Annotated in this window: 20 protein-coding genes and 1 other RNA gene; 10 read left to right on the forward strand and 11 right to left on the reverse strand. The window is 45.9% G+C overall.

Annotation, left to right across the window (positions count from 1 at the left end; all coding sequences use genetic code 11):
* Positions 1-6 precede the first annotated feature (6 nt).
* The 4 genes from rsmE to metK form a co-directional block, all read right to left on the reverse strand.
* Entirely contained in the window at positions 7-738 is a 732-nt protein-coding gene (gene rsmE, locus OCU77_RS02490; protein ID WP_048901018.1) for a 16S rRNA (uracil(1498)-N(3))-methyltransferase, read from the reverse strand.
* A gap of 148 nt (positions 739-886) precedes the next feature.
* On the reverse strand, positions 887-1,600 hold the full coding sequence (locus OCU77_RS02495; protein WP_107303067.1) for an endonuclease: 714 nt from the start codon (positions 1,598-1,600) through the stop codon (positions 887-889).
* A 183-nt stretch (positions 1,601-1,783) separates the two neighbouring features.
* A complete protein-coding gene (locus tag OCU77_RS02500) occupies positions 1,784-2,266 on the reverse strand; it encodes a SprT family zinc-dependent metalloprotease (protein ID WP_048901019.1) in 483 nt (160 codons plus the stop codon).
* 193 nt (positions 2,267-2,459) lie between these two features.
* Positions 2,460-3,614 carry a methionine adenosyltransferase gene (gene metK / locus OCU77_RS02505; RefSeq protein ID WP_048901020.1) on the reverse strand — a complete coding sequence of 385 codons (1,155 nt, stop codon included), beginning with the start codon at positions 3,612-3,614 and terminating at the stop codon, positions 2,460-2,462.
* 411 nt (positions 3,615-4,025) lie between these two features.
* On the opposite strand from metK, the gene tkt reads away from it, so the two are divergent.
* From tkt to mscS, 5 genes are all read left to right on the forward strand, one after another.
* Complete coding sequence (gene tkt, locus OCU77_RS02510; RefSeq protein WP_107303066.1) at positions 4,026-6,023, forward strand: transketolase; 1,998 nt, start codon at positions 4,026-4,028, stop codon at positions 6,021-6,023.
* 198 nt (positions 6,024-6,221) lie between these two features.
* A complete protein-coding gene (epd, locus tag OCU77_RS02515; protein ID WP_107303065.1) occupies positions 6,222-7,271 on the forward strand; it encodes an erythrose-4-phosphate dehydrogenase in 1,050 nt (349 codons plus the stop codon).
* A 110-nt stretch (positions 7,272-7,381) separates the two neighbouring features.
* Positions 7,382-8,545: a phosphoglycerate kinase gene (locus OCU77_RS02520; protein ID WP_107303064.1), complete on the forward strand. Its 1,164-nt coding sequence runs from the start codon at positions 7,382-7,384 to the stop codon at positions 8,543-8,545.
* Positions 8,546-8,683: 138 nt separating this feature from the next.
* Entirely contained in the window at positions 8,684-9,760 is a 1,077-nt protein-coding gene (gene fbaA / locus OCU77_RS02525; RefSeq protein WP_048900557.1) for a class II fructose-bisphosphate aldolase, read from the forward strand.
* Between the two features lie 246 nt (positions 9,761-10,006).
* Positions 10,007-10,891: a small-conductance mechanosensitive channel MscS gene (mscS, locus tag OCU77_RS02530; protein ID WP_048900558.1), complete on the forward strand. Its 885-nt coding sequence runs from the start codon at positions 10,007-10,009 to the stop codon at positions 10,889-10,891.
* Positions 10,892-10,961: 70 nt separating this feature from the next.
* Here mscS and OCU77_RS02535 read toward each other — a convergent pair whose 3' ends face one another.
* Positions 10,962-11,468 (reverse strand): YbaK/EbsC family protein, encoded by a 507-nt coding sequence (locus tag OCU77_RS02535; protein ID WP_048900559.1) that lies wholly within the window; start codon positions 11,466-11,468, stop codon positions 10,962-10,964.
* Positions 11,458-12,090: a LysE/ArgO family amino acid transporter gene (locus tag OCU77_RS02540; protein WP_048900560.1), complete on the reverse strand. Its 633-nt coding sequence runs from the start codon at positions 12,088-12,090 to the stop codon at positions 11,458-11,460. The genes OCU77_RS02535 and OCU77_RS02540 overlap by 11 nt, the downstream gene beginning before the upstream one ends.
* Positions 12,091-12,256: 166 nt before the next feature.
* Between OCU77_RS02540 and OCU77_RS02545 the strand changes: the two genes are divergently transcribed.
* Both OCU77_RS02545 and OCU77_RS02550 read left to right on the forward strand, forming a co-directional pair.
* Positions 12,257-13,153, forward strand: coding sequence for a LysR family transcriptional regulator ArgP (locus OCU77_RS02545; RefSeq protein ID WP_048900561.1), 897 nt, complete (start codon positions 12,257-12,259; stop codon positions 13,151-13,153).
* A 144-nt stretch (positions 13,154-13,297) separates the two neighbouring features.
* Positions 13,298-14,002 (forward strand): oxidative stress defense protein, encoded by a 705-nt coding sequence (locus OCU77_RS02550; RefSeq protein WP_107303063.1) that lies wholly within the window; start codon positions 13,298-13,300, stop codon positions 14,000-14,002.
* An 86-nt stretch (positions 14,003-14,088) separates the two neighbouring features.
* On the opposite strand, the gene serA is transcribed toward OCU77_RS02550, so the two are convergent.
* The 5 genes from serA to zapA form a co-directional block, all read right to left on the reverse strand.
* Positions 14,089-15,318, reverse strand: coding sequence for a phosphoglycerate dehydrogenase (gene serA / locus OCU77_RS02555; RefSeq protein WP_048900562.1), 1,230 nt, complete (start codon positions 15,316-15,318; stop codon positions 14,089-14,091).
* Between the two features lie 297 nt (positions 15,319-15,615).
* Positions 15,616-16,275 carry a ribose-5-phosphate isomerase RpiA gene (rpiA, locus tag OCU77_RS02560; RefSeq protein ID WP_048900563.1) on the reverse strand — a complete coding sequence of 220 codons (660 nt, stop codon included), beginning with the start codon at positions 16,273-16,275 and terminating at the stop codon, positions 15,616-15,618.
* 215 nt (positions 16,276-16,490) lie between these two features.
* Entirely contained in the window at positions 16,491-17,099 is a 609-nt protein-coding gene (locus OCU77_RS02565; RefSeq protein ID WP_107303062.1) for a 5-formyltetrahydrofolate cyclo-ligase, read from the reverse strand.
* Positions 17,100-17,151: 52 nt separating this feature from the next.
* A non-coding RNA gene (gene ssrS, locus OCU77_RS02570) (6S RNA) lies at positions 17,152-17,335 on the reverse strand.
* A 7-nt stretch (positions 17,336-17,342) separates the two neighbouring features.
* On the reverse strand, positions 17,343-17,645 hold the full coding sequence (zapA, locus tag OCU77_RS02575; protein WP_048900564.1) for a cell division protein ZapA: 303 nt from the start codon (positions 17,643-17,645) through the stop codon (positions 17,343-17,345).
* 292 nt (positions 17,646-17,937) lie between these two features.
* Between zapA and OCU77_RS02580 the strand changes: the two genes are divergently transcribed.
* From OCU77_RS02580 to OCU77_RS02590, 3 genes are read left to right on the forward strand one after another with little or no spacing between them, the layout of a single operon-like run.
* Positions 17,938-18,585 (forward strand): UPF0149 family protein, encoded by a 648-nt coding sequence (locus tag OCU77_RS02580; protein WP_048900565.1) that lies wholly within the window; start codon positions 17,938-17,940, stop codon positions 18,583-18,585.
* Between the two features lie 18 nt (positions 18,586-18,603).
* On the forward strand, positions 18,604-19,797 hold the full coding sequence (ubiH, locus tag OCU77_RS02585; protein WP_048900566.1) for a 2-octaprenyl-6-methoxyphenyl hydroxylase: 1,194 nt from the start codon (positions 18,604-18,606) through the stop codon (positions 19,795-19,797).
* A 2-nt stretch (positions 19,798-19,799) separates the two neighbouring features.
* Positions 19,800-21,011, forward strand: a complete 1,212-nt coding sequence (locus OCU77_RS02590) for an FAD-dependent 2-octaprenylphenol hydroxylase (protein WP_048900567.1) — start codon at positions 19,800-19,802, stop codon at positions 21,009-21,011.
* Positions 21,012-21,117 lie beyond the last annotated feature (106 nt).

Consider the following 21,117-nt stretch of genomic DNA (forward strand, 5'->3'; position numbering starts at 1 on the left):
CTCTTGTTAGCCCAGATCGCCGAAGCGAACTTGTAAAGCAGTAATAGCTGTCATTGCTGTTGTCTCGGTACGCAGTACGCGAGGGCCCAACAAGACTTCATCAAAGGTGTATTGCTCGGTCATTGAAATTTCGTCAGCCGATAAGCCGCCCTCAGGACCAATCAGTAGTTTCACTTTGGTGACAGGCTCTGGCAGGGTGTTGATCGAATAAGTGGCACGAGGGTGCAGGTTCAGTTTTAACCCGTCATACGCTTCGGCACACCAGTCTTCGAGTTTCATTACTGGACGAATTTCAGGGACGACATTACGGCCGCATTGTTCGCAGGCAGCAATTGCAATCTTTTGCCATTGAGCGAGTTTCTTCTCAAAACGCTCAGCGTTTAGCTTAACGCCACAGCGCTCTGAAATTAGTGGGGTAATGGTTTTAACCCCCAGTTCTACCGACTTTTGAATGGTGAATTCCATTTTTTCACCACGAGAGATCACTTGGCCAAGATGAATATCGAGCGGTGATTCAACGCTATTTTCATTACGAGCTTGAATTTCAACCTCAACATTCTTTTTGTTAGCGGCGGTGATCACGGCTGGGAACTCGGCATCGCTGCCGTCAAACATCAGCACTTCTTGACCCGGCTGCATACGCATTACGCGGCCGACGTGGTTGGCTGCATCATCACAAAGCATCACTTTTCCCTGAGATGGCAGTGACTCTGGGTGGTAAATACGTGGAATTCTCATGGTTAGGTCGATAACTCAGTAGTAAATAAATTGGCAAGCAGAATACTAACATGGATACGCGTAAGGTGAATTACAAGAGGGCGATCGTGTTTATCGCCCTTTTTATTCAGGATAACGCTGCGAGGTATCCGGTTTACTGCGGGAAAAATTATAGCTTAGCCTTGTTACAGGCTTCTAAAACAAATGGATTGTTGGTGCCTTGTGCTTTTTTGATGCGGCGGTCGCGTTCACACTCCCATTGATCGACTGGGTATTGGCGGTTCCATGCTTCCATTAATTGACGCTGCTGGCGTGACAGGTTCAATTCTCGGTATTCTTGAGCCATGTATAAATAGATACGTGAAATCGCCCCGCGAGCAGCGACAGGTGGATCAACGCGTTTATTTTTGAAGTCGACCTTCATATCACATTGGCCATAGAAGGCCCCTTGATTGCCGTTCCACGGTAGAAATTGGTAATTGGAGCGGTCACCGTTAACTTCACCAATCGCTGGTGTGAGGTTATGTAAATCGGACTCCATTACTTTAAAGCGTTTGTCTTTACGGCAGTTTTTTCGGCCGCCATCTTGCCAGCATTGGAGTTGATGACCAAATTGCCACGCAGGTACGACATGCTCCCACTCAATACGACTGGCGCGTTTAAGTTGTTTACGCACTTGGTAGCCGCAATTATCAAGATCTGGGATCCCTTTTTTGCCTTTCCATTCGATATCACAGCCGCAATAAAAACTAACAGGATGATCTTTATAGATTTTTACGGCTTGTTTTTTAGCATTAGAAAATGAAGTAGGGTGTTTGCCTTCTGCATGGCTTGTGGTTGGTAATAGCAGTAGGCCGAGTAGGGCTAAGTATGCGCGTTTCATGGGTCGTTTTGGCTCACAATAGGTTTGATAGGCTTATCAATATCTTACTATTTTAGAACCATATCACAGTAAGCTGTACCTATAACTTACCCAGTTACACAAAAGGAACGATGAAAAGCCAATATTGGTAGAGTCAGCGTGCAGGCTAAGTGTGATGAAGGAGAAGGCTAGAGAAGGATGTGTTTAAGCACACAGTGTAAGAGGCTGGCGGCACTGGCGGCAATGGTAGCTGACTTGGCCACGTGCAACCTTATTATGGCGACGAACGGTGAGCTGATGTTGGCTACATTGGCACTGATAAGAAAAGGTTTTTCCTTGTACCGAGCTAACATCAAAACTGTGGGTAGTACGTGCTGGGATACCGAAGACTTGAGTCATGATAGTTTGCCACTCTTTACCATGTGGCCGAACACGGCCAAAAAGCTTAAAGGTGATCAAATGCGCGACTTCGTGTGGTACCACTTCATCGAGAAAAGCTTGCGGGTTTTCTTTTAGCAATACGGGATTAAAGCGTACTTCCCATCCCTGTAACCGTGCACTACCTGCTATCTTTCCCCCTTGACGAAAGCTAACGGTTGGCATTGCAAATCGCTTTTGCAAACGTTGATTAGCATGCGAAATACAGGATTCGACTTTAGCAATGACTTGAGATTGAAGTGAGGACATGCGTGCTTAAAATTGCTGGGGGAGTGGGCAGTATAAATAGTTTTGGGAAACGCGACAATAACGGCGACCTCTGGGTATTTTCTTGTTGGCTGCGAGCGAGTGTGGAGAAAGTTGCTTCGAGTTGGTAATAAAAAAGGAAGCCGAGGCTTCCTTTTTTCTATCAAGATTTGGTTGGCTTAATGCCAAGGCAAACTTATTTGATGTTAGCGAAATCGCGAAGGATTGCGGCTTTATCTGTTGCTTCCCAAGGGAATTCGTCACGACCAAAGTGGCCGTATGCCGCTGTCTTTTGGTAGATAGGCTGAAGTAGGTTCAGCATTTCTTGTAGACCGTAAGGGCGTAGGTCGAAGTTCTGACGAACTGCTTCGATGATGATGTCGTGAGACACTTTTTCAGTACCGAAGGTTTCAACCATGATAGACGTTGGATCTGCAACACCGATAGCGTAAGAAAGTTGGATTTCACAACGATCGGCTAGGCCTGCTGCAACGATGTTTTTCGCTACGTAACGTGCTGCGTATGCTGCACTACGGTCGACTTTTGATGGATCTTTACCAGAGAATGCACCACCGCCGTGACGAGCTGCGCCGCCGTAGGTATCAACGATGATTTTACGGCCCGTTAGACCACAGTCACCCATAGGACCACCGATAACAAAGCGGCCGGTTGGGTTGATGAAGAAGTTAGTGTCTTTGGTGATCCACTCTTGTGGCAGTACTGGCTTGATGATTTCTTCCATTACTGCTTCACGTAGATCTGGCGTTGTTACTGAATCACAGTGCTGCGTAGAAAGAACAACGGCATCAATACCAACAATTTTGCCTTGGTCGTATTGGAAAGTAACTTGAGATTTCGCATCTGGGCGAAGGAAGTCTAGTTTACCGCTCTTACGTACTTCAGCTTGCTTCTTAACCAGAAGGTGAGAGTAAGTAATTGGCGCTGGCATTAGAATGTCAGTTTCGTTGGTTGCGTAACCGAACATAATACCTTGGTCACCTGCGCCCTGTTCTTTAGGGTCTGCTTTATCAACACCTTGGTTGATATCTGGTGATTGCTTACCGATGGTGTTTAGAACAGCACAAGAATTGGCATCAAAGCCCATGTCTGAGTGAACGTAGCCAATTTCACGTACCGTTTCACGAGTGATCTCTTCGATATCAACCCAAGCTGATGTCGTGATTTCACCGCCAACCATTACCATGCCGGTTTTTACGTAAGTCTCACAAGCAACACGTGCTTTTGGGTCTTGCTCTAGAATTGCATCCAATACTGCATCAGAAATTTGGTCTGCAATTTTATCTGGATGACCTTCAGATACTGACTCAGAAGTAAACAGGTGTTTTGCCATGAGAATTCTCACTTGTAGGTATTCGTAGTTGTAATATAAGTAGCACTTTTATGCGGGCTAGGTGCCGTTCTATTCATACGTATACACGTTCGTATGTATAGAGCTACTTCCGTCTAGACGTCTATAATACTCAAACGAGAGTGAAAATCAACAATACTTATTTTGTGGTTTTTTTATATTGCTGACGCAAACGATTACTTTAACTGTGCGAAATCTCTGCGTTTTTGTGACATCAAGGTAGCAGCTTATTGAAAACAGACTTATTTTGTTCAGGAAATCGTTTGCAGTGAGGGCAAATACTTTGCGACAATACCCGCCCGCCGATTCCTGGTTAATTTACCGCGCCTGTGAAAGGGCACTTAGAAAGGTAAATAACCATAATACAACAGTCTACGAACCTCTGGAGCAGACATGTCTTCTCGTAAAGATCTAGCTAATGCAATTCGTGCCCTAAGCATGGATGGTGTTCAACAAGCTAACTCAGGCCACCCAGGCGCACCTATGGGTATGGCTGATATCGCTGAAGTACTGTGGCGTGGCCACATGAACCACAACCCACAAAACCCTGAGTGGGCTGATCGCGACCGTTTCATTTTGTCGAACGGCCACGGTTCAATGCTAATTTACTCTCTGCTTCACCTGACGGGTTACGATCTATCAATTGATGATCTGAAGAACTTCCGTCAACTGCATTCTAAAACACCGGGTCACCCTGAATACGGTTATGCACCGGGTGTTGAAACAACGACTGGTCCTCTAGGCCAAGGCATTACAAACGGTGTTGGTATGGCAATGGCTGAGAAAGCCCTAGCTGCACAATTCAACCGTGAAGGCCACGACATCGTTGACCACAACACGTACGTGTTCATGGGCGATGGCTGTCTAATGGAAGGTATCTCTCACGAAGCATGTTCACTGGCGGGTACGCTAGGTCTGGGCAAGCTGATTGCGTTCTGGGATGACAACGGCATCTCTATCGACGGTGAAGTGGAAGGTTGGTTCTCTGACGATACGCCTAAGCGTTTCGAAGCGTACGGCTGGCATGTTATTCCTGCGGTTGATGGTCACGATGCTGACGCAATCAACGCTGCGATTGAAGCGGCTAAAGCAGAAACAGGTCGTCCAACGCTTATCTGTACTAAAACCATCATCGGTTTTGGTTCGCCAAACAAAGCGGGTTCACACGATTGTCACGGTGCACCACTAGGCGCTGAAGAAATCGCAGCAGCACGTGAATTCCTTGGTTGGAACCACGGTCCTTTCGAAATCCCAGCTGACATTGCAGCTGAGTGGGATGCGAAAGAAGCAGGCGCAGCAAAAGAAGCAAGCTGGAACGAGAAGTTCGCAGCGTACGAAGCGGCTTACCCTGAGCTAGCAGCAGAATACAAACGTCGTGTAAACGGTGAGCTACCTGCACAGTGGGAAGAAAAAGCATCAGCAATCATTGCCGATCTTCAAGCGAACCCAGCGAACATCGCTTCACGTAAAGCCTCACAAAACGCACTAGAAGCGTTTGGTGCGATGCTACCAGAATTCATGGGCGGCTCGGCTGACCTTGCGCCTTCTAACCTGACTATGTGGTCGGGCTCTAAGTCGCTAACGGCTGACGATTTCGCGGGTAACTACATCCACTACGGTGTACGTGAATTCGGTATGACAGCGATCATGAACGGTATTGCGCTACACGGTGGCTTTGTACCATACGGTGCAACTTTCCTAATGTTCATGGAATACGCGCGTAACGCAATGCGTATGGCTGCACTAATGAAAGTGCAAAACATCCAAGTTTACACTCATGATTCAATTGGCCTAGGCGAAGATGGTCCTACTCACCAACCGGTTGAGCAGATCGCTTCTTTACGTCTAACGCCAAATATGAGCACATGGCGTCCATGTGACCAAGTTGAATCAGCCGTGGCTTGGAAACTAGCCATCGAGCGTAAAGATGGCCCGACTTCGCTAATCTTCTCGCGTCAAAACCTTGCACAGCAAGAGCGTGACGCTGAGCAAGTAGCGAACATCGCGAAGGGTGGCTACATCCTGAAAGATTGTGAAGGCAAGCCTGAGCTAATTCTTATTGCGACAGGTTCTGAAGTTGAGCTAGCGGTTAACGCTGCGGCTGAACTAACCGCTGAAGGCAAGAAGGTACGCGTAGTATCTATGCCTGCAACGGACGCGTTTGACAAGCAAGATGCAGAATACCGTGAGTCTGTACTGCCATCTGATGTAACTGCACGTATTGCTGTAGAAGCAGGTATTGCTGACTTCTGGTACAAGTACGTTGGTTTCGGTGGCAAGATCATCGGTATGACAACATTTGGTGAGTCTGCACCAGCAGGCGAGCTATTCAAAATGTTCGGTTTCACGACTGAAAACGTTGTGAACACAGCGAAAGAATTACTTGCATAATTGCAGGGCTCTTATGCTAATGAAAGGCTTCCTTCGGGAAGCCTTTTTTATTGATGGTTATGAAGTCGAGTGCAATTCGAACAGTATTTATGTGAGCTAAGCATATAAAAGCTAAATGGTGAGAAGAGTCACATTTATGATGATTCTGGGCAGAGCTTGTTATACACTTACGCGGCTTAATTCTTATGTAGCACGGATATGACACTAAAAGTCGCAATTAACGGATTTGGCCGAATTGGCCGCAGTGTGTTACGCGCCTTGTACGAGAGCGGTAAACACCAGCAAATAGACATCGTGGCAGTTAACGAGTTGGCTGAGCCTGAAGCTATGGCCCACTTGTTACAATATGATACTAGCCATGGTCGTTTCTTTAAGCCTGTCTCTCATGATCAGGAGCACTTGTTTATTGCCCATCAAAATGGCGAACAAGACTCTATCCGTATCCTTCATCAAAGTGATATTAACTTACTGCCTTGGCGTGACCTCGATGTTGACATTGTGCTCGACTGTACGGGGATTTTTGGCTCTCGTGAAGATGGGCTAGCCCACCTTCAAGCTGGCGCGAAGAAAGTGTTATTCTCACACCCTGCTGCAACTGATATCGACAATACCATTATTTATGGTGTGAACCATGAAACGCTGAAGCCAGATGACCGTATTGTGTCAAATGGTTCGTGTACCACTAACTGTATTGTCCCTGTTATTAAAGTGCTGGACGAAGCCTTCGGGATCGAGTCGGGCACGATCACAACGATTCACTCCTCCATGAATGACCAACAGGTCATTGATGCATACCACACAGATTTACGCCGTACTCGCGCAGCTAGCCAGTCAATTATTCCGGTTGATACTAAACTGCACTTGGGTATTGGTCGCATATTTCCGAAACTTTCTGACAAATTTGAAGCTATTTCGGTCCGAGTACCGACAATAAATGTGACCGCGATGGATTTAAGCGTCACAGTTAAAACAAATGTGAAAGTTAATGACGTAAATCAATCACTGTTGGACGCGACTCGTTGTACATTAGCAAATATTGTAGATTACACCGAAGCACCACTGGTCTCGATCGACTTTAATCACGATCCTCATAGCGCGATAGTCGACGGAACACAAACCCGAGTCAGTAATCAGCACCTAATTAAAATGCTGGTGTGGTGTGATAATGAATGGGGATTTGCCAATCGGATGTTAGATACCGCATTGGCGATGCATCAAAGCTACGATGGTCTCCCAACGGGAGAGTAGCCTTTTAGCCTGCACTAACGGCTAAAGTAGACAGATAAAGTAAAGAATTCGTGAGTTGGGCACAGTGCCGAGCTTGAAAGATTTTAGCTAACTTTGAAAAGGGACAAAGAATGTCTGTAATCAAGATGACTGACCTGGAACTTGCAGGTAAACGCGTATTTATCCGTGCTGACCTAAACGTGCCAGTAAAAGACGGTAAAGTAACTTCAGATGCTCGTATTCTTGCATCTCTACCTACTATTAAGCGTTGCCTAGAAGCTGGCGCTAAAGTAATGGTTACTTCTCACCTTGGTCGTCCTACTGAAGGCGAATACGCTGAAGAGTTTTCGCTAGCGCCTGTAGTTAACTACCTAAACGACGCACTAGATTGCGACGTTAAACTAGCAAAAGATTACCTAGATGGCCTAGAGCTAAACACAGGTGAGCTAGTTGTTCTTGAAAACGTTCGTTTTAACAAAGGCGAAAAGAAGAACGAAGAAGAGCTATCTAAAAAATACGCAGCACTATGTGACATCTTCGTGATGGACGCATTTGGTACTGCTCACCGTGCACAAGCATCTACTCACGGTGTAGGTACTCACGCTCCTGTTGCATGTGCAGGCCCTCTACTAGCTGCTGAACTTGAAGCACTAGGCAAAGCAATGGACAACCCAGAGCGTCCATTGGTTGCTATCGTTGGTGGTTCTAAAGTTTCTACTAAGCTGACTGTTCTTGAGTCTCTATCTAAAATTGCTGACCAACTTGTTGTTGGTGGCGGTATCGCAAACACATTCATTGCAGCTGAAGGCCACAACGTTGGTAAATCACTGTACGAAGCAGACCTAGTGGAAACTGCTCAAAAACTAATGAAAGAGTGTTCAATCCCTGTAGCGACAGACGTTGCATGTGCGAAAGCATTTGATGAAAATGCAGAAGCAGAAATCAAAAACGTTGCTGACGTTCAAGACGACGACATGATCTTCGACCTTGGTCCTGACTCAACGGCTGCTCTTGCTGAAATCATCGGCAACGCGAAAACAATTCTTTGGAATGGCCCTGTTGGCGTATTTGAATTCAAAAACTTTGAAGCAGGTACAGCAGGTATTTCTAAAGCAATCGCAGATTCAGAAGGTTTCTCTGTTGCAGGCGGTGGTGACACCCTAGCAGCTATCGATAAATTCGGTATCAAAGCAGATGTTTCTTACATCTCTACTGGTGGTGGTGCGTTCCTTGAATTCGTTGAAGGTAAAGTACTTCCTGCAGTAGCTATGCTTGAAGAGCGTGCTAAAGCGTAATTATTAATGTGGGAGCCTAGTGCTCCCATATTTAAATGTTTGTGAATTAGGTCAGGTTTTTATAGAATACTGCCCCAGTAGCAAACGTTTGCAAAGATTTAAAATTCACAAAGACAACAAGTTAATAGGACTATTGTTATGTCTAAGATCTTCGATTTTGTAAAACCTGGTGTTATTTCTGGCGACGACGTACAGAAAGTTTTTGAAGTAGCAAAAGAAAATAAATTTGCTCTTCCAGCAGTAAACGTTGTTAACACTGATTCAATCAACGGTGTTCTTGAAGCTGCTGCTAAAGTTAAAGCGCCAGTTGTTGTTCAGTTCTCTAACGGCGGTGCTGGTTTCTTCGCTGGTAAAGGCGTTAAACTTGAAGGTCAAGGTGCACAAATTCTTGGTGCTGTAGCGGGTGCGAAATACGTACACGCTGTAGCTGAAGCTTACGGTGTTCCAGTTATTCTTCACACTGACCACGCTGCTAAGAAACTACTTCCATGGATCGACGGTCTACTAGACGCTGGTGAAGCATTCTTCGCAGAAACTGGTAAGCCTCTTTTCTCTTCTCACATGATCGACCTTTCTGAAGAGTCACTAGAAGAGAACATCGAAATTTCTGGTAAGTACCTAGAGCGTATGGCTAAGATGGGTATGACACTAGAAATCGAACTAGGTTGTACTGGTGGTGAAGAAGACGGCGTTGATAACTCTGATATGGACGCATCTGAGCTTTACACTTCTCCTGAAGATGTTGCTTACGCATACGAGAAACTAGTTGCTATCAGCCCACGTTTCACTATCGCTGCATCTTTCGGTAACGTACACGGTGTTTACCAAGCTGGTAACGTTGTACTTACTCCAACTATCCTACGTGATTCTCAAGCATACTGTGCTGAGAAATTCGGTATCGCACCGAACGCACTAAACTTCGTATTCCACGGTGGTTCTGGTTCTTCTGAAGCAGAAATCCAAGAGTCTATCGGCTACGGTGTTATCAAAATGAACATCGATACTGATACACAGTGGGCTACATGGGACGGTATCCGTACTTACGAAGCTGCAAACCGTGATTACCTACAAGGTCAAATCGGTAACCCAACTGGCGAAGCTGCGCCAAACAAGAAGTTCTACGATCCACGTGTATGGCTACGTGCTGGTCAATCTTCTATGGTTACTCGTCTTGAGAAAGCATTCTCAGACCTTAACGCAATCGACGTACTATAATTTATAGTCACGCCTTGCTTTAAGCATTTAAGTTGATGAAAAGCCCGCATTTTGCGGGCTTTTTTTTGTTTAAAATTTGCTGCTTGATAAGCTATGTTTATTGTCACGATAAGATTAATTATTTTATTGTCAGGGAAGAATGGCTGATAATGCCCCGCAAATCATAAAATCGCTGTTATAGTCACTGATGATTATTCTATTGGATATATAGGCCAATATAGGCGAGTTAATAGAGAGAGAGTAAATATGACCGAGAGTGTAGCCGACAAGGTAGTCGATACTATTACTGAAAACGAGCTAACGTCAGGCGTATTGAATGCTGGCACTTGGGTTGCAGATAACCAAGACCTACTGATTCAATATGCGGTTAACCTTGTTTCTGCTTTGCTGATTTTGTTCATTGGTAACTTAATCGTTAAAGGCATCGCGAATGGCGTAGCCAAAGTGCTGCGTAAGAAGAACATGGATGATGCGGTTGTTGAGTTCCTTCACTCACTAGTGCGTTACCTATTATTTGTTATTGTATTGATTGCAGCTCTAGGCCGTTTGGGCGTGCAAACCGCCTCTGTGGTTGCTGTGATCGGTGCCGCGGGTTTAGCCATTGGTCTTGCACTGCAAGGCTCACTGTCTAACTTTGCTGCGGGTGTATTGATTGTTAGCTTCCGTCCATTCAAATCTGGCGATTACGTGGAGATTGGTGGCGTAGCCGGTTCTGTTGAATCAATTCAGATTTTCTCAACGGTACTTAAAACACCGGATAACAAAATGGTAGTGGTGCCAAACGGTTCTGTTATTGGTAGCCCAATTACTAACTATTCTCGTCATGCAACTCGTCGAATCGATTACGTGATTGGTGTGTCTTATGATGCGGATCTTAAGAAGACCAAAGAAGTGTTATCGCGTGTTGTTGCCGCTGAACCTCGTGTGTTGAAAGATCCTGAAACAACGGTGGGTGTGGTTGCTCTGGCTGATTCATCTGTAAACTTTGTGGTTCGCCCATGGGTGAAAACAGAAGATTACTGGGGCGTGTACTTTGATTTGCTGCAAGCAATTAAAGAAGAACTGGATAAAGAAAATATCGGTATTCCATTCCCACAAATGGATGTGCACCTTAATAAGTTAGAAGGCTAAAGTTACTTTCGCTTATATAGATAACATTAAAAATGGCGCTCGATGAGCGCCATTTTTTATATTGGGAGGGTTACGCTGGAATATCGGTGGGTAAGCGAATCACCTTATTGGGTAACATAGCCAAAAGATCATCCAGGTGCTTGGTTTCAAACGCAAAGGTATGGTCTGGTTTACCTGGGGTATACATCAGCTCTTGATGTAAATAGACCACAGGGTCGACTAAAAGAATCACCTCATCAGGTAGTGCAAAGGGGCAAACCGCGCCAGGTACACATGCAATAGCTGCGATCATTTCTTCATTACTGCACACAGATACGCGTTTACCTATGACTTGCTTGACCAACTTGCTATCAAGACGGCTATCACGGTGGGTTAAGAGTAGACAGTACCCCCCACCTTTTATCTTCATAAATAGGCTTTTACTTGGTGATGCTGTCCAGCCAAGCTCATTGGCAATGCGAGCGTCTGTGTCGAAATCTAATATCGGTTCATGCTGCCATGCTTGATAAGGAACATTCGCACGACTGAATAAGTCGATATTGGTTTGGTAAATCTGTTCTAAGGTATTAAGCGCCATATTGTATCCACAGTCCGTTTGCTAAATGGGTAGCAATAAATAACATCATAGCGGCAACGGCCAGATCGATACCGCGTTTTACTTTAGGTTTTGATAATGTTGGGCCTAGCTTGGCAGCACCAATTGATAGGGTGTAGAACCAAGCAAAAGAGGCAAAGATAGTACCAATCGCAAATGCGATGCGGTCACTGCCTTCAAACTGACCGCCAATCGAGCCTAGAATCACCACAGTATCTAAATATAAATGTGGGTTCAATACAGTGACAGCCAGTGCACCTAGGATGACGGCTCGACGACCACGGGCTGTGACTTGCTGCGCTTGCTCTTCGTCATTTTGTGGCTTCAGAGCGCTACGCAAAGACAGGCTACCGTAAAACAATAGGAACAAGATACCGCCTACAGTCACTGTGGTTAGTAAGGTTTCATTACTGGATAGCAGTGCACCGCCGCCAAAAATGCCTAGGCTAATAAAGATCACATCACATACGCTACAAATGGTGGCGGTCGCGAGGTGATGGTTACGCTTTATTCCTTGATTCAAAACGTAAGCATTTTGTGCACCTATTGGGATGATTAAACTTGCCCCTAAACCAAACCCTTGTAATAACGCCCAAATGCTCATGTTTTTACTTACCTTATTGTTCTGTTTTGATATGGCACCAGAACGGCTTACTGGCTACCAAAATGAATGGCGCCAGCGTACACTTAGCGATGGGATTAAGTACAACTAATAAAACTTATACATCATAAGTTCCTCTAATGATCGAAAGCCAAGGTGAGGGAAAGAAATGAGAGGGTTAGACTACCGTTGGGTTGCTGCATTGGATGCCGTGATTGCCCAGCGAGGTTTTGAACGCGCAGCTGAACACCTGTGCATTACACAATCTGCGGTCTCTCAGCGGATTAAGCAACTCGAAAAACTCATGGCGCAACCCTTATTAGTGCGTGAGCAACCCCCACGGCCGACAGCCGCAGGACAAAAGCTATTAGGGTTATATCGTCGTGTGCGTTTACTGGAGCAAGAGCTGCTGCCTGAGCTTACACCAGACGATATTAGTCAGCCTTTATCTGTCTCGTTAGCGACCAATGCCGATAGCTTAGCGACTTGGTTACTCCCTGCCTTAAGCCCGCTGCTGAAAGCACGTCGGATTGAGTTAACCTTGCTGATTGAAGATGAGGCGCGAACACTCGATCGACTTAGAAGTGGAGAGGTGGTGGGGGCGATCAGTATGGATGCGACCCCGATGCCTGGTTGTGTGGCGGATTATTTAGGACGGGTGGATTTTCTATGTGTGGCCAGCCCTGAGTTTCAGGCGCGTTATTTTTCCGATGGCACCACCCGCGACAACCTATTTGCCGCGCCTGCAGTGGCGTTTGACCATCATGATGATATGCATGAGCAATTTATCCAGCAGCACTTTAATTTACCGGTTGGTAGCTTGATGAAACACACAGTGCGATCCTCGGAAGCTTTCGTCAAAATGGCGACTGAAGGGCTCGCTTATTGCCTGATCCCTCGGATACAAATTATGGATGAACTGGCAGCGGGGGAGCTTGTGAACCTGACCCCAGATATTACGTTAATACGTCGTTTATACTGGCATCACTGGGCGCTAGAAAGTGGGGTGTTGACAGAATTATCTGAACGCTTGGTTCAGCATGCTCAGCAGGTTCTACCGCAATAAGTGATTTAATTGTCAGTTTGTATTGACGTAACTTCACAATAAAACACTGTGCAAATTGAATTTGCTTTGCTAGAGTACGTTCTTGTTAGGAGGATCCCTGACATTTGTTGTCCAAGATATATTCATGCTTGTAGGAGAAATTCAATGAAAAAAACGTTACTTGCCACTGTACTTGGTGCGACAGCACTACTTTCTACCCATGCGTTTGCGGCTGATGTGGAATTTCCACACCTGGTCACTCAAGGTAATGGTGAAGTGACCGTCACGGCGGATATGGCTATCTTGCATGTTGAAGTTGCAGAGAAGCGTGAAACAGCCAAAGAGGCTAAGCAAGCGGTTGATAAAGCGGTGGTGGCTTTCATGGCACGTCTAGAGAAACAAGGCGTGAAACGTGAAAACATTAAGAGTGCGAACATTTCATTACACCCTGAATACACTTACCCGAAAAACAAAGAGCCTAAATTGATCGGTTACCGTGCAAATCGTCAAGTGACGGTAACGGTGAATGAGTTAGCGAAGCTGAACACCTACCTTGATGGGTCTTTGGTTGATGGTATTAACCGAATTCAGAATATCGAGCTGAAAAGCAGCAAAGAAGCTGAAATTAAGCAACAGGCTCGCTTAGCCGCGATTAAAGATGCGAAAGAAAAAGCAGAATCGGTTGCTAGTGGTTTTGGTGAGAGCCTTGATGGTGTGTGGAAAATTACTTACCTGACCCAAAATGTACAGCCTTATTACGCCCAAGCACGTATGGCATCTTACTCGGCGAATGATGCGGCTGAGAGCTACCAAAATGATCAGTTAGTGATTAAAGATAGCGTGGATGTCGTATTTAAGTTGGTTGATTAATCTGCATACTTAAACTGAAAAATAGAAAGGCCGCATGACAATGCGGCCTTTTACTGTTTGGCGAACAACTCTTTTGGGCTTAGCGCTTAGTGCAGAATACGCGCTCTAATCGTTCCTTCGATTTGCTTAAGCTTATTAAGCGCTTCTTCAGAGCGTTCTGTTTCAACATCTATCACGACATAACCAATTTCAGCGCCTGTTTGTAGGTATTGTGCTGCGATATTGATGCCTTCTGTGGCGAAAATCGTTGTGATCTGGTTCAGAATACCTGGGCGGTTTTCATGAATATGAAGTAGACGAGAGCAGTCACGATGTTCTGGTAGCGATACTTCAGGGAAACCAACCGCCGACAAGGTTGAACCGTTATCTGAGTATTTTGCCAGTTTACCAGCAACTTCAAGGCCGATATTGGCTTGGGCTTCTTGGGTTGAACCACCAATATGTGGGGTCAGTAATACGTTGTCGTATTGCATGAGTGGCGATTCAAACGGGTCTTTATTGGTTTTAGGCTCAATTGGGAACACATCCACCGCTGCACCTGCAAGGTGTTTACTTTCAAGCGCACTACATAACGAATCAATATCAACCACAGTGCCGCGAGCGGCATTGATAAAGATAGAGCCTGGTTTCATACGGGCAAACTCTTCTGCCCCCATCATGTCTTGTGTTTCAGGGGTTTCAGGGACGTGCAAACTGATCACATCACATTTGTTGAGTAGCTCGCTCATTGAGAAGACTTGTGTGGCGTTACCTAGTGATAGCTTGTTCTCAATGTCGTAGAAGTAGACTCGCATACCGAGGTTTTCAGCCAGAATACCCAATTGAGTTCCTATGTGCCCATACCCAATAATGCCAAGACGTTTGCCACGGGCTTCGAATGAAGCATCGGCGGATTTGAACCACTCACCGCGGTGGGCTTTGGCGTTTTTCTCTGGAATACCGCGCAGTAGCAATAATATTTCGCCTAATACTAATTCAGCAACACTACGGGTATTAGAGAAAGGGGCATTGAAAACGGGGATCCCGCGACGTGTTGCTGCTTCTAATTCAACTTGGTTGGTACCAATACAAAAACAACCGACAGCCGCGAGTTTCTTCGCAGCAGCAAACACTTCTTCGGTCAGTTGAGTACGAGAGCGGATCCCAACAAAATGCGCGTCTTTGATCGCTTCAAGCAGTTCATCACCGGCTAATGAGCCTTTGTGGTACTCAATGTTGGTGTAGCCTGCTTGTTGAAGCACTTCAATTGCAGAAGGGTGGAGCCCCTCGAGTAGAAGCACTTTGATTTTTTCTTTATCCAGTGAAACGTTATTCATGGGGTTCTTATCCTTAAAAACGCAAGTGAAGTTGGGGTCGCTAATTATCCAGTCTATAGAGCCTAGAGGGCGATACTCCAATACAGTAAAGTTACTGTAAAACAACAGTATACCAGTAGGTTGTAGGGGAGCTGTTGGGTTAGCTCGATACTATAAAGACTAGCTTGAAAGCGTATATTGGTTAATAACGTATCAAAAAATAATCAATAAGGGTAAGAATATTACAAAAAAGTGCATAAAAAACGGCGCAGAGGGCGCCGTTTTGTAATCAAGCAACATAACGTATTGGGGATACGGTTACTTTTCGAATTTTTTCACGCCTTCAGGGCTACCAACAAGTAGGGCATCAGCACCACGAGCAGCAAATAGACCCACGGTTACTACACCTGGCAGGGCGTTGATTTTCTTCTCTAGGTCTTTGGCATCAGTGATCTTCATGTTATGAACATCAAGAATAATGTTACCGTTGTCTGTTACGCAGCCTTCACGGTAAACAGGATCACCACCTAGTTTAACCAGTTCGCGACCAATGAAAGAGCGAGCCATAGGGATCACTTCAACGGGTAATGGAAATTGGCCAAGTACATCGACTTGCTTAGTGTCATCAACGATACAGATGAACTTTTTCGCGATAGCCGCCACGATTTTTTCACGTGTTAGTGCTGCACCACCGCCTTTGATCATGTCGAAATCGCCATTGATTTCGTCTGCGCCATCAACGTAAACATCAAGGCTTGATACTTCGTTTGCATCAAATACAGGAATACCAATCTTCTCTAAGCGTTCGGTTGACGCAACAGAGCTTGAAACAGCACCTTTGATTTCTTCTTTGCGCGATTCAAGAGCATCAATGAAGTGATTTACGGTTGAGCCTGTGCCCACACCGACAATGCTGCCTTTTTTCACGTAATCGAGTGCAGCCCAGCCGGCAGCTTTTTTCATTTCATCTTGAGTCATGCTTTATCTCCTGGTCGTAATGATGACGAGCGTTGGGAGCGCTGATTATAGCTAACAGTGTGAACTTCGTCAGGATAAAATGTTGACCTATGTCTCTGTTTCACCAATAAAAACCAAGACGGCTTTGTAATACAGAGACTTAGCATCAGCAATTTATTTAATACTGAGCCAATCGTTTGCTTTTTAGGGGGCTTTTTGTGCTACTGGTGGTGAATTTATGGTGTTGACCAACTAAATGTACGTGCAGGGGTAATAATGGTGGGTAGAGGAACATCCCATGCTTCATGAGGGAGTTGTTCTACGAATTGGCAGTTATGAGCAAGTCCAAGTGGATAAGGATGTTGGCGAGAATGATGCCAAGGTGCAAGAGTGCGATCGTAATAACCACCGCCCATGCCTAGGCGTTGACCTGTGTGATCGAAGGCAACCAGAGGGGTGCAGATAAGATCAAGTTCACGAGCGGGTTTAACCAAACGGATATCGAGTATCGGTTCTTGGATACCGTAGCGGTTTGCTTGCATTGCTGTTGTGCTGGTGTAGTGAAGAAATAAAAGGTGCCCTTTGCTGAAGGGGTGTAGCACTGGTAAGTAGACATGTTTATGTTGCTGCCACAGCCAATCAATTACGGGCTGGGTATCAATTTCACCATCATTGGATAAATAGAGTGCGATATGCTGAGCATCTGTAAAGTGGTGAGACTGCTGGCATTGTTGCAACAATTGCTGAGCGGCTTGGTGTTGCTGGGCTGAAGTTAGTGCTTGGCGCTGAGTGCGCACATGGTGACGAATTAATTGTCGAGGCGAGCGTGTAACCGTTGAACTCATAGGTCATCCAATGACGAAAATGAATTGGTAAAGCAAGAACGCTATCTTGAAGGTATGCCCCAAGGTGCCGTGGTAAATCTAAGCCCTTGAACCAGATGTTCAAGGTGGACCGGCAACATTAACCGTAGGCTTCTCAGTCGGGCTGAGCATGCTCAATAGCTAATAAAAAAGCCAATCCTGGGTATTTGCTTATCGGCTCGGGGACGTTGATTCACTCACGAACACCCCAGGGTCAATTCATTATCAACGCTTTGGTTGATTTTGCAATGCTTTATCTAACGTTTCTGCTAATTGGCTGATTCGATTGGATAAATCATCGGCTTTATTGTCTTTTTCTCGACGCTCACTATGCAATTCACTGCAAATATTAAGCCCCGCGAACATTAAAAGTTGTTCTGGATTAGAGACTTTGGTGCGTTCAGACAAGTTTTGCAACCGCTGGTCAAAATCTTCGGCAGCAGCAATAAGCGCGGCTTCTTGGCCTGTAGGACAATTTACCTTTAAGGTGCGTCCTAGAATTTTGATTTCAACTGCCTGATTACTCATAAAGTCTCTTATCTGCTCCGTGTCAGCGTGTCTGTATGTTACACCCTGCTTGCGATAGGGAGTCAATATAGAATAAAGCCCTTTCAACATGCAAGTCTGTACACTGTGCTTTGCGGCTTAGCACCGTTTGACTACTCAGTTAATAGGCAGTCTGGTGTAAACATCACCCAAACAAAAGCCATGATGCTAGTTCTATCACAACTGGGGACGCCCTCGTTATTTATGCCGCAGGGTATAAGTGGTAGCATACCACAATAACGATTTACGCCAATCTAGAGAAGGTAATCACCGCATGAGTGAAGCAAAACTACCCGCTTACAATGTTCTTGATAGTGAACTAAAAAATCACGGTTTAGCAGTGTCGCCATCTGAGCTACATGGCTTATTGATGGGAATGATTTGTGGTGGTTTAGCGGTATCTGACGAAAGTTGGGTCGCGGCAGTCTGCGATTATGCTAACCAAGGTGAACCATTACTAGACAGTGCTAAAGCCACTGTACGCCAAGTTTTTGATGCGGCATCTGGCGAGTTGCATAGCATGGCACAGGTTTTATTTACATCGACAGCGGCAGAATTAGCAGAAAGCCAGTTTGAGGTGACGCTATTACTGCCAGCAGAAAATGAAGAGTTGGAATTACGCGCTGAAGCATTGAGCGAGTGGGTAACTAACTTTATTTCAGGTATGGGCTTGATGGGCATGAAAAAAGCCGAGTTAACTCCTGATGTTACTGATGCTGTCTCGGCACTTGAAGAAATTGCGCAGCTTGGTATCAACGAAGATGAAGATATGGACGAACAAGCACAACTGCTTGAGCAAATCATTGCCTACGTGCCGGAGTGTGTGCTGAGTTGCTTAGTCGGGTTAGGTCAACGCCCTGAGTCGGTTGAGCAGCCTAATATTCCTGGCATGCCAGCAGACGATGAGCCAACGTTACACTGATCCAATTTGAAGTAAGGGATGAATGTGAAGCACTTTGATGTAGTGATTGCGGGCGGTGCGATGGCGGGAGCATCGTTGGCTATTGCGCTTGATACTCTCAGCCGACAAGGTCTGAAAGTGGCCGTGGTGGAAGCTGTTAAACCTCAATTAGACAGCCACCCTGGCTATGATGCGCGTTGTATTGCGTTATCTTTGGGTACCACCGCTTTATTAGAGACAGTAGGGATATGGCAAACCTTGCGCCCAGAGGCCACCGCTATTTCTGATATCCATGTTTCTGATCGTGGTCATGCTGGTATTGTTCGTCTTAGTGCCCATCAACAAGCCGTAGATGCTTTAGGCTATGTCATTGAATTAGCTGATGCTGGTCGTGTCTTCCATCAGCACCTAACGGATTGCCAACAAGTCACTATGTATTGTCCGAGCAGTATCGTGGCGATTGAGCGTCAGCAACAAAGTGTCACGCTATCGCTAAGTACAGGTGAGCAAATCGCGTCATCGTTGTTGGTAACGGCTGATGGAGCTCTGTCTGGCTGTTGTGACATGCTAGGCATTGAACGCCAAGAGCATGATTTTGAGCAAGTGGCGATCATTGCCAATGTTACAACCTCTGAACCCCATCAAGGCCGAGCCTTTGAACGATTCACCCCTTACGGTCCTGTTGCCTTACTGCCGATGTCTGAAGGGCGCAGCTCTTTGGTGTGGTGTATTAAGCCAGAGCATCAACAGCAAGTGATGAACTGGAGTGACAGTGAATTTCTCGCTGAACTTCAGCAAGCTTTTGGCTGGCGCTTAGGTGCTATGGTCAAAACAGGGCAGCGTGCGTCGTACCCTTTACTGCTTCGTCAAGCAAAACGCATAACGACACATCGTGTTGCTGTGGTGGGTAACGCAGCGCAAACCTTACACCCGATTGCGGGACAAGGGTTTAATCTTGGGCTACGCGATGTTATGACGCTGGCGGAAGAAATTGTCACGGCTTATCAGCAGCACGGCGATATCGGTGGTACTGCGATGTTGAGTCGTTATCGCCAACGTCGTCAGCCTGATCGTCAGGCGACTGTTAACATGACCGCAGGGTTGGTGGGATTGTTTGCCAATGATTGTTTACCATTGGTGGCTGGACGAAATTTAGGTTTAATGGCGATGAGTGTTGTTGATACGTTAAAAGCACCGCTGGTTAGGCGTGCCATGGGACAGGTAGAAAGATAAAAATGATGCAAAGTGTTGATATCGCCATTATCGGCGGTGGAATGGTTGGATTAACGCTCGCCGCTGCGCTAGCGGATACAGAACTGCGCGTGGCGGTAATTGAAGGTAAGTTACCTGAACCCGAATTAGCCGATCTACCCGATGTGCGAGTTTCGGCGTTAAGCCGCGCCAGTGAGCGTATTTTACGTGGGGTTGGTGCATGGTCGGGTATCGAGGCTCGTCGCTTTGCGCCATACGCAAAAATGCAGGTCTGGGAGCAAGACAGTTTTGCCAGCATTGATTTTGATGCAGCCCGCTTGGCTCAGCCTGATTTAGGGCATATCGCAGAAAACCGTACTATTCAATTAGCCTTGCTGGATCGGGTTAAGCAGCTGAGTAACGTGACTTTGCTGGCGCCAGAGCGTTGCCACAATATTGCTTTTGGTGAAACAGAAGCATGGTTGAGTTTAGAATCGGGTAAGAGTTTAACGGCCAAATTAGTCGTGGGCGCTGATGGGGCGAACTCATGGCTGCGTAATCAAATGTCGATTCCGCTAACGCATTGGGATTACGGTCATAGTGCGATTGTTGCCAATATTCGTTGTAGTGAGCCGCATGACAGTACAGCGCGCCAGGTATTTCGTCCTGAAGGACCTTTGGCATTCCTACCTTTGCATGAACCCGATCTTTGCTCGATTGTATGGTCCGTGTCACCAGAACAAGCCAGTGAATTGTGCGCGTTAAGTGATGCTGAGTTTAATAAAGCCCTAACGGTTGCTTTTGATAACAAGCTGGGCTTGTGCAAGGTTGAGGGGGAGCGTCAGGCGTTTCCGCTTAAAATGCGTTATGCCCGAGACTTTGTGCGTGAGCGTATTGCGCTGGTGGGGGATGCTGCTCATACCATTCATCCACTGGCAGGACAGGGTGTTAACTTAGGCTTGCTAGATGCTGCAAGCTTAGCACAAGAAATCAAAGCCTTATGGCTGCAAGAACAAGATATAGGTAAGCGAGCGAACTTGCGCAATTATGAGCGTTGGCGAAAAGCGGAAGCTGCAAAAATGATCACAGCGATGCAGGCTTTCCGTGACTTGTTTGATGGTAGCCACCCCGCGAAGAAACTCGTGCGTGATTTGGGAATGCTGATTGCGAATACAGCACCCGGTGTGAAAGATGAGTTTATGCGTCGTGCATTGGGGCTGTCAGGATCTTTACCTGAACTTGCTAAGCATCGCTAAGGGAAGTCACTGTTAGAGTGAAAACAGTAAAACCGCTATTTATATAGCGGTTTTTTTGTGCCTGCTATAAATGTGAAAACGATACTGAAATGATAAAGAGAACAAA

The sequence above is a fragment of the Photobacterium swingsii genome (assembly GCF_024346715.1).
Lineage (GTDB): Bacteria > Pseudomonadota > Gammaproteobacteria > Enterobacterales > Vibrionaceae > Photobacterium > Photobacterium swingsii.

Excerpts from the sequence above, each read along its gene's own strand:
- OCU77_RS02500 (WP_048901019.1), bottom strand. The coding sequence starts at position 2,266 with ATGTCCTCACTTCAATCTCAAGTCATTGCTAAAGTCGAATCCTGTATT.
- OCU77_RS02565 (WP_107303062.1), bottom strand. The coding sequence starts at position 17,099 with ATGAGTTCAACGGTTACACGCTCGCCTCGACAATTAATTCGTCACCAT.
- metK (WP_048901020.1), bottom strand. The coding sequence starts at position 3,614 with ATGGCAAAACACCTGTTTACTTCTGAGTCAGTATCTGAAGGTCATCCA.
- rpiA (WP_048900563.1), bottom strand. The coding sequence starts at position 16,275 with ATGACTCAAGATGAAATGAAAAAAGCTGCCGGCTGGGCTGCACTCGAT.
- serA (WP_048900562.1), bottom strand. The coding sequence starts at position 15,318 with ATGAATAACGTTTCACTGGATAAAGAAAAAATCAAAGTGCTTCTACTC.
- OCU77_RS02580 (WP_048900565.1), top strand. The coding sequence starts at position 17,938 with ATGAGTGAAGCAAAACTACCCGCTTACAATGTTCTTGATAGTGAACTA.
- OCU77_RS02550 (WP_107303063.1), top strand. The coding sequence starts at position 13,298 with ATGAAAAAAACGTTACTTGCCACTGTACTTGGTGCGACAGCACTACTT.
- OCU77_RS02520 (WP_107303064.1), top strand. The coding sequence starts at position 7,382 with ATGTCTGTAATCAAGATGACTGACCTGGAACTTGCAGGTAAACGCGTA.
- zapA (WP_048900564.1), bottom strand. The coding sequence starts at position 17,645 with ATGAGTAATCAGGCAGTTGAAATCAAAATTCTAGGACGCACCTTAAAG.
- OCU77_RS02540 (WP_048900560.1), bottom strand. The coding sequence starts at position 12,090 with ATGAGCATTTGGGCGTTATTACAAGGGTTTGGTTTAGGGGCAAGTTTA.
- epd (WP_107303065.1), top strand. The coding sequence starts at position 6,222 with ATGACACTAAAAGTCGCAATTAACGGATTTGGCCGAATTGGCCGCAGT.
- mscS (WP_048900558.1), top strand. The coding sequence starts at position 10,007 with ATGACCGAGAGTGTAGCCGACAAGGTAGTCGATACTATTACTGAAAAC.
- OCU77_RS02495 (WP_107303067.1), bottom strand. The coding sequence starts at position 1,600 with ATGAAACGCGCATACTTAGCCCTACTCGGCCTACTGCTATTACCAACC.
- tkt (WP_107303066.1), top strand. The coding sequence starts at position 4,026 with ATGTCTTCTCGTAAAGATCTAGCTAATGCAATTCGTGCCCTAAGCATG.
- OCU77_RS02590 (WP_048900567.1), top strand. The coding sequence starts at position 19,800 with ATGATGCAAAGTGTTGATATCGCCATTATCGGCGGTGGAATGGTTGGA.
- OCU77_RS02545 (WP_048900561.1), top strand. The coding sequence starts at position 12,257 with ATGAGAGGGTTAGACTACCGTTGGGTTGCTGCATTGGATGCCGTGATT.
- ubiH (WP_048900566.1), top strand. The coding sequence starts at position 18,604 with ATGAATGTGAAGCACTTTGATGTAGTGATTGCGGGCGGTGCGATGGCG.
- fbaA (WP_048900557.1), top strand. The coding sequence starts at position 8,684 with ATGTCTAAGATCTTCGATTTTGTAAAACCTGGTGTTATTTCTGGCGAC.
- rsmE (WP_048901018.1), bottom strand. The coding sequence starts at position 738 with ATGAGAATTCCACGTATTTACCACCCAGAGTCACTGCCATCTCAGGGA.
- OCU77_RS02535 (WP_048900559.1), bottom strand. The coding sequence starts at position 11,468 with ATGGCGCTTAATACCTTAGAACAGATTTACCAAACCAATATCGACTTA.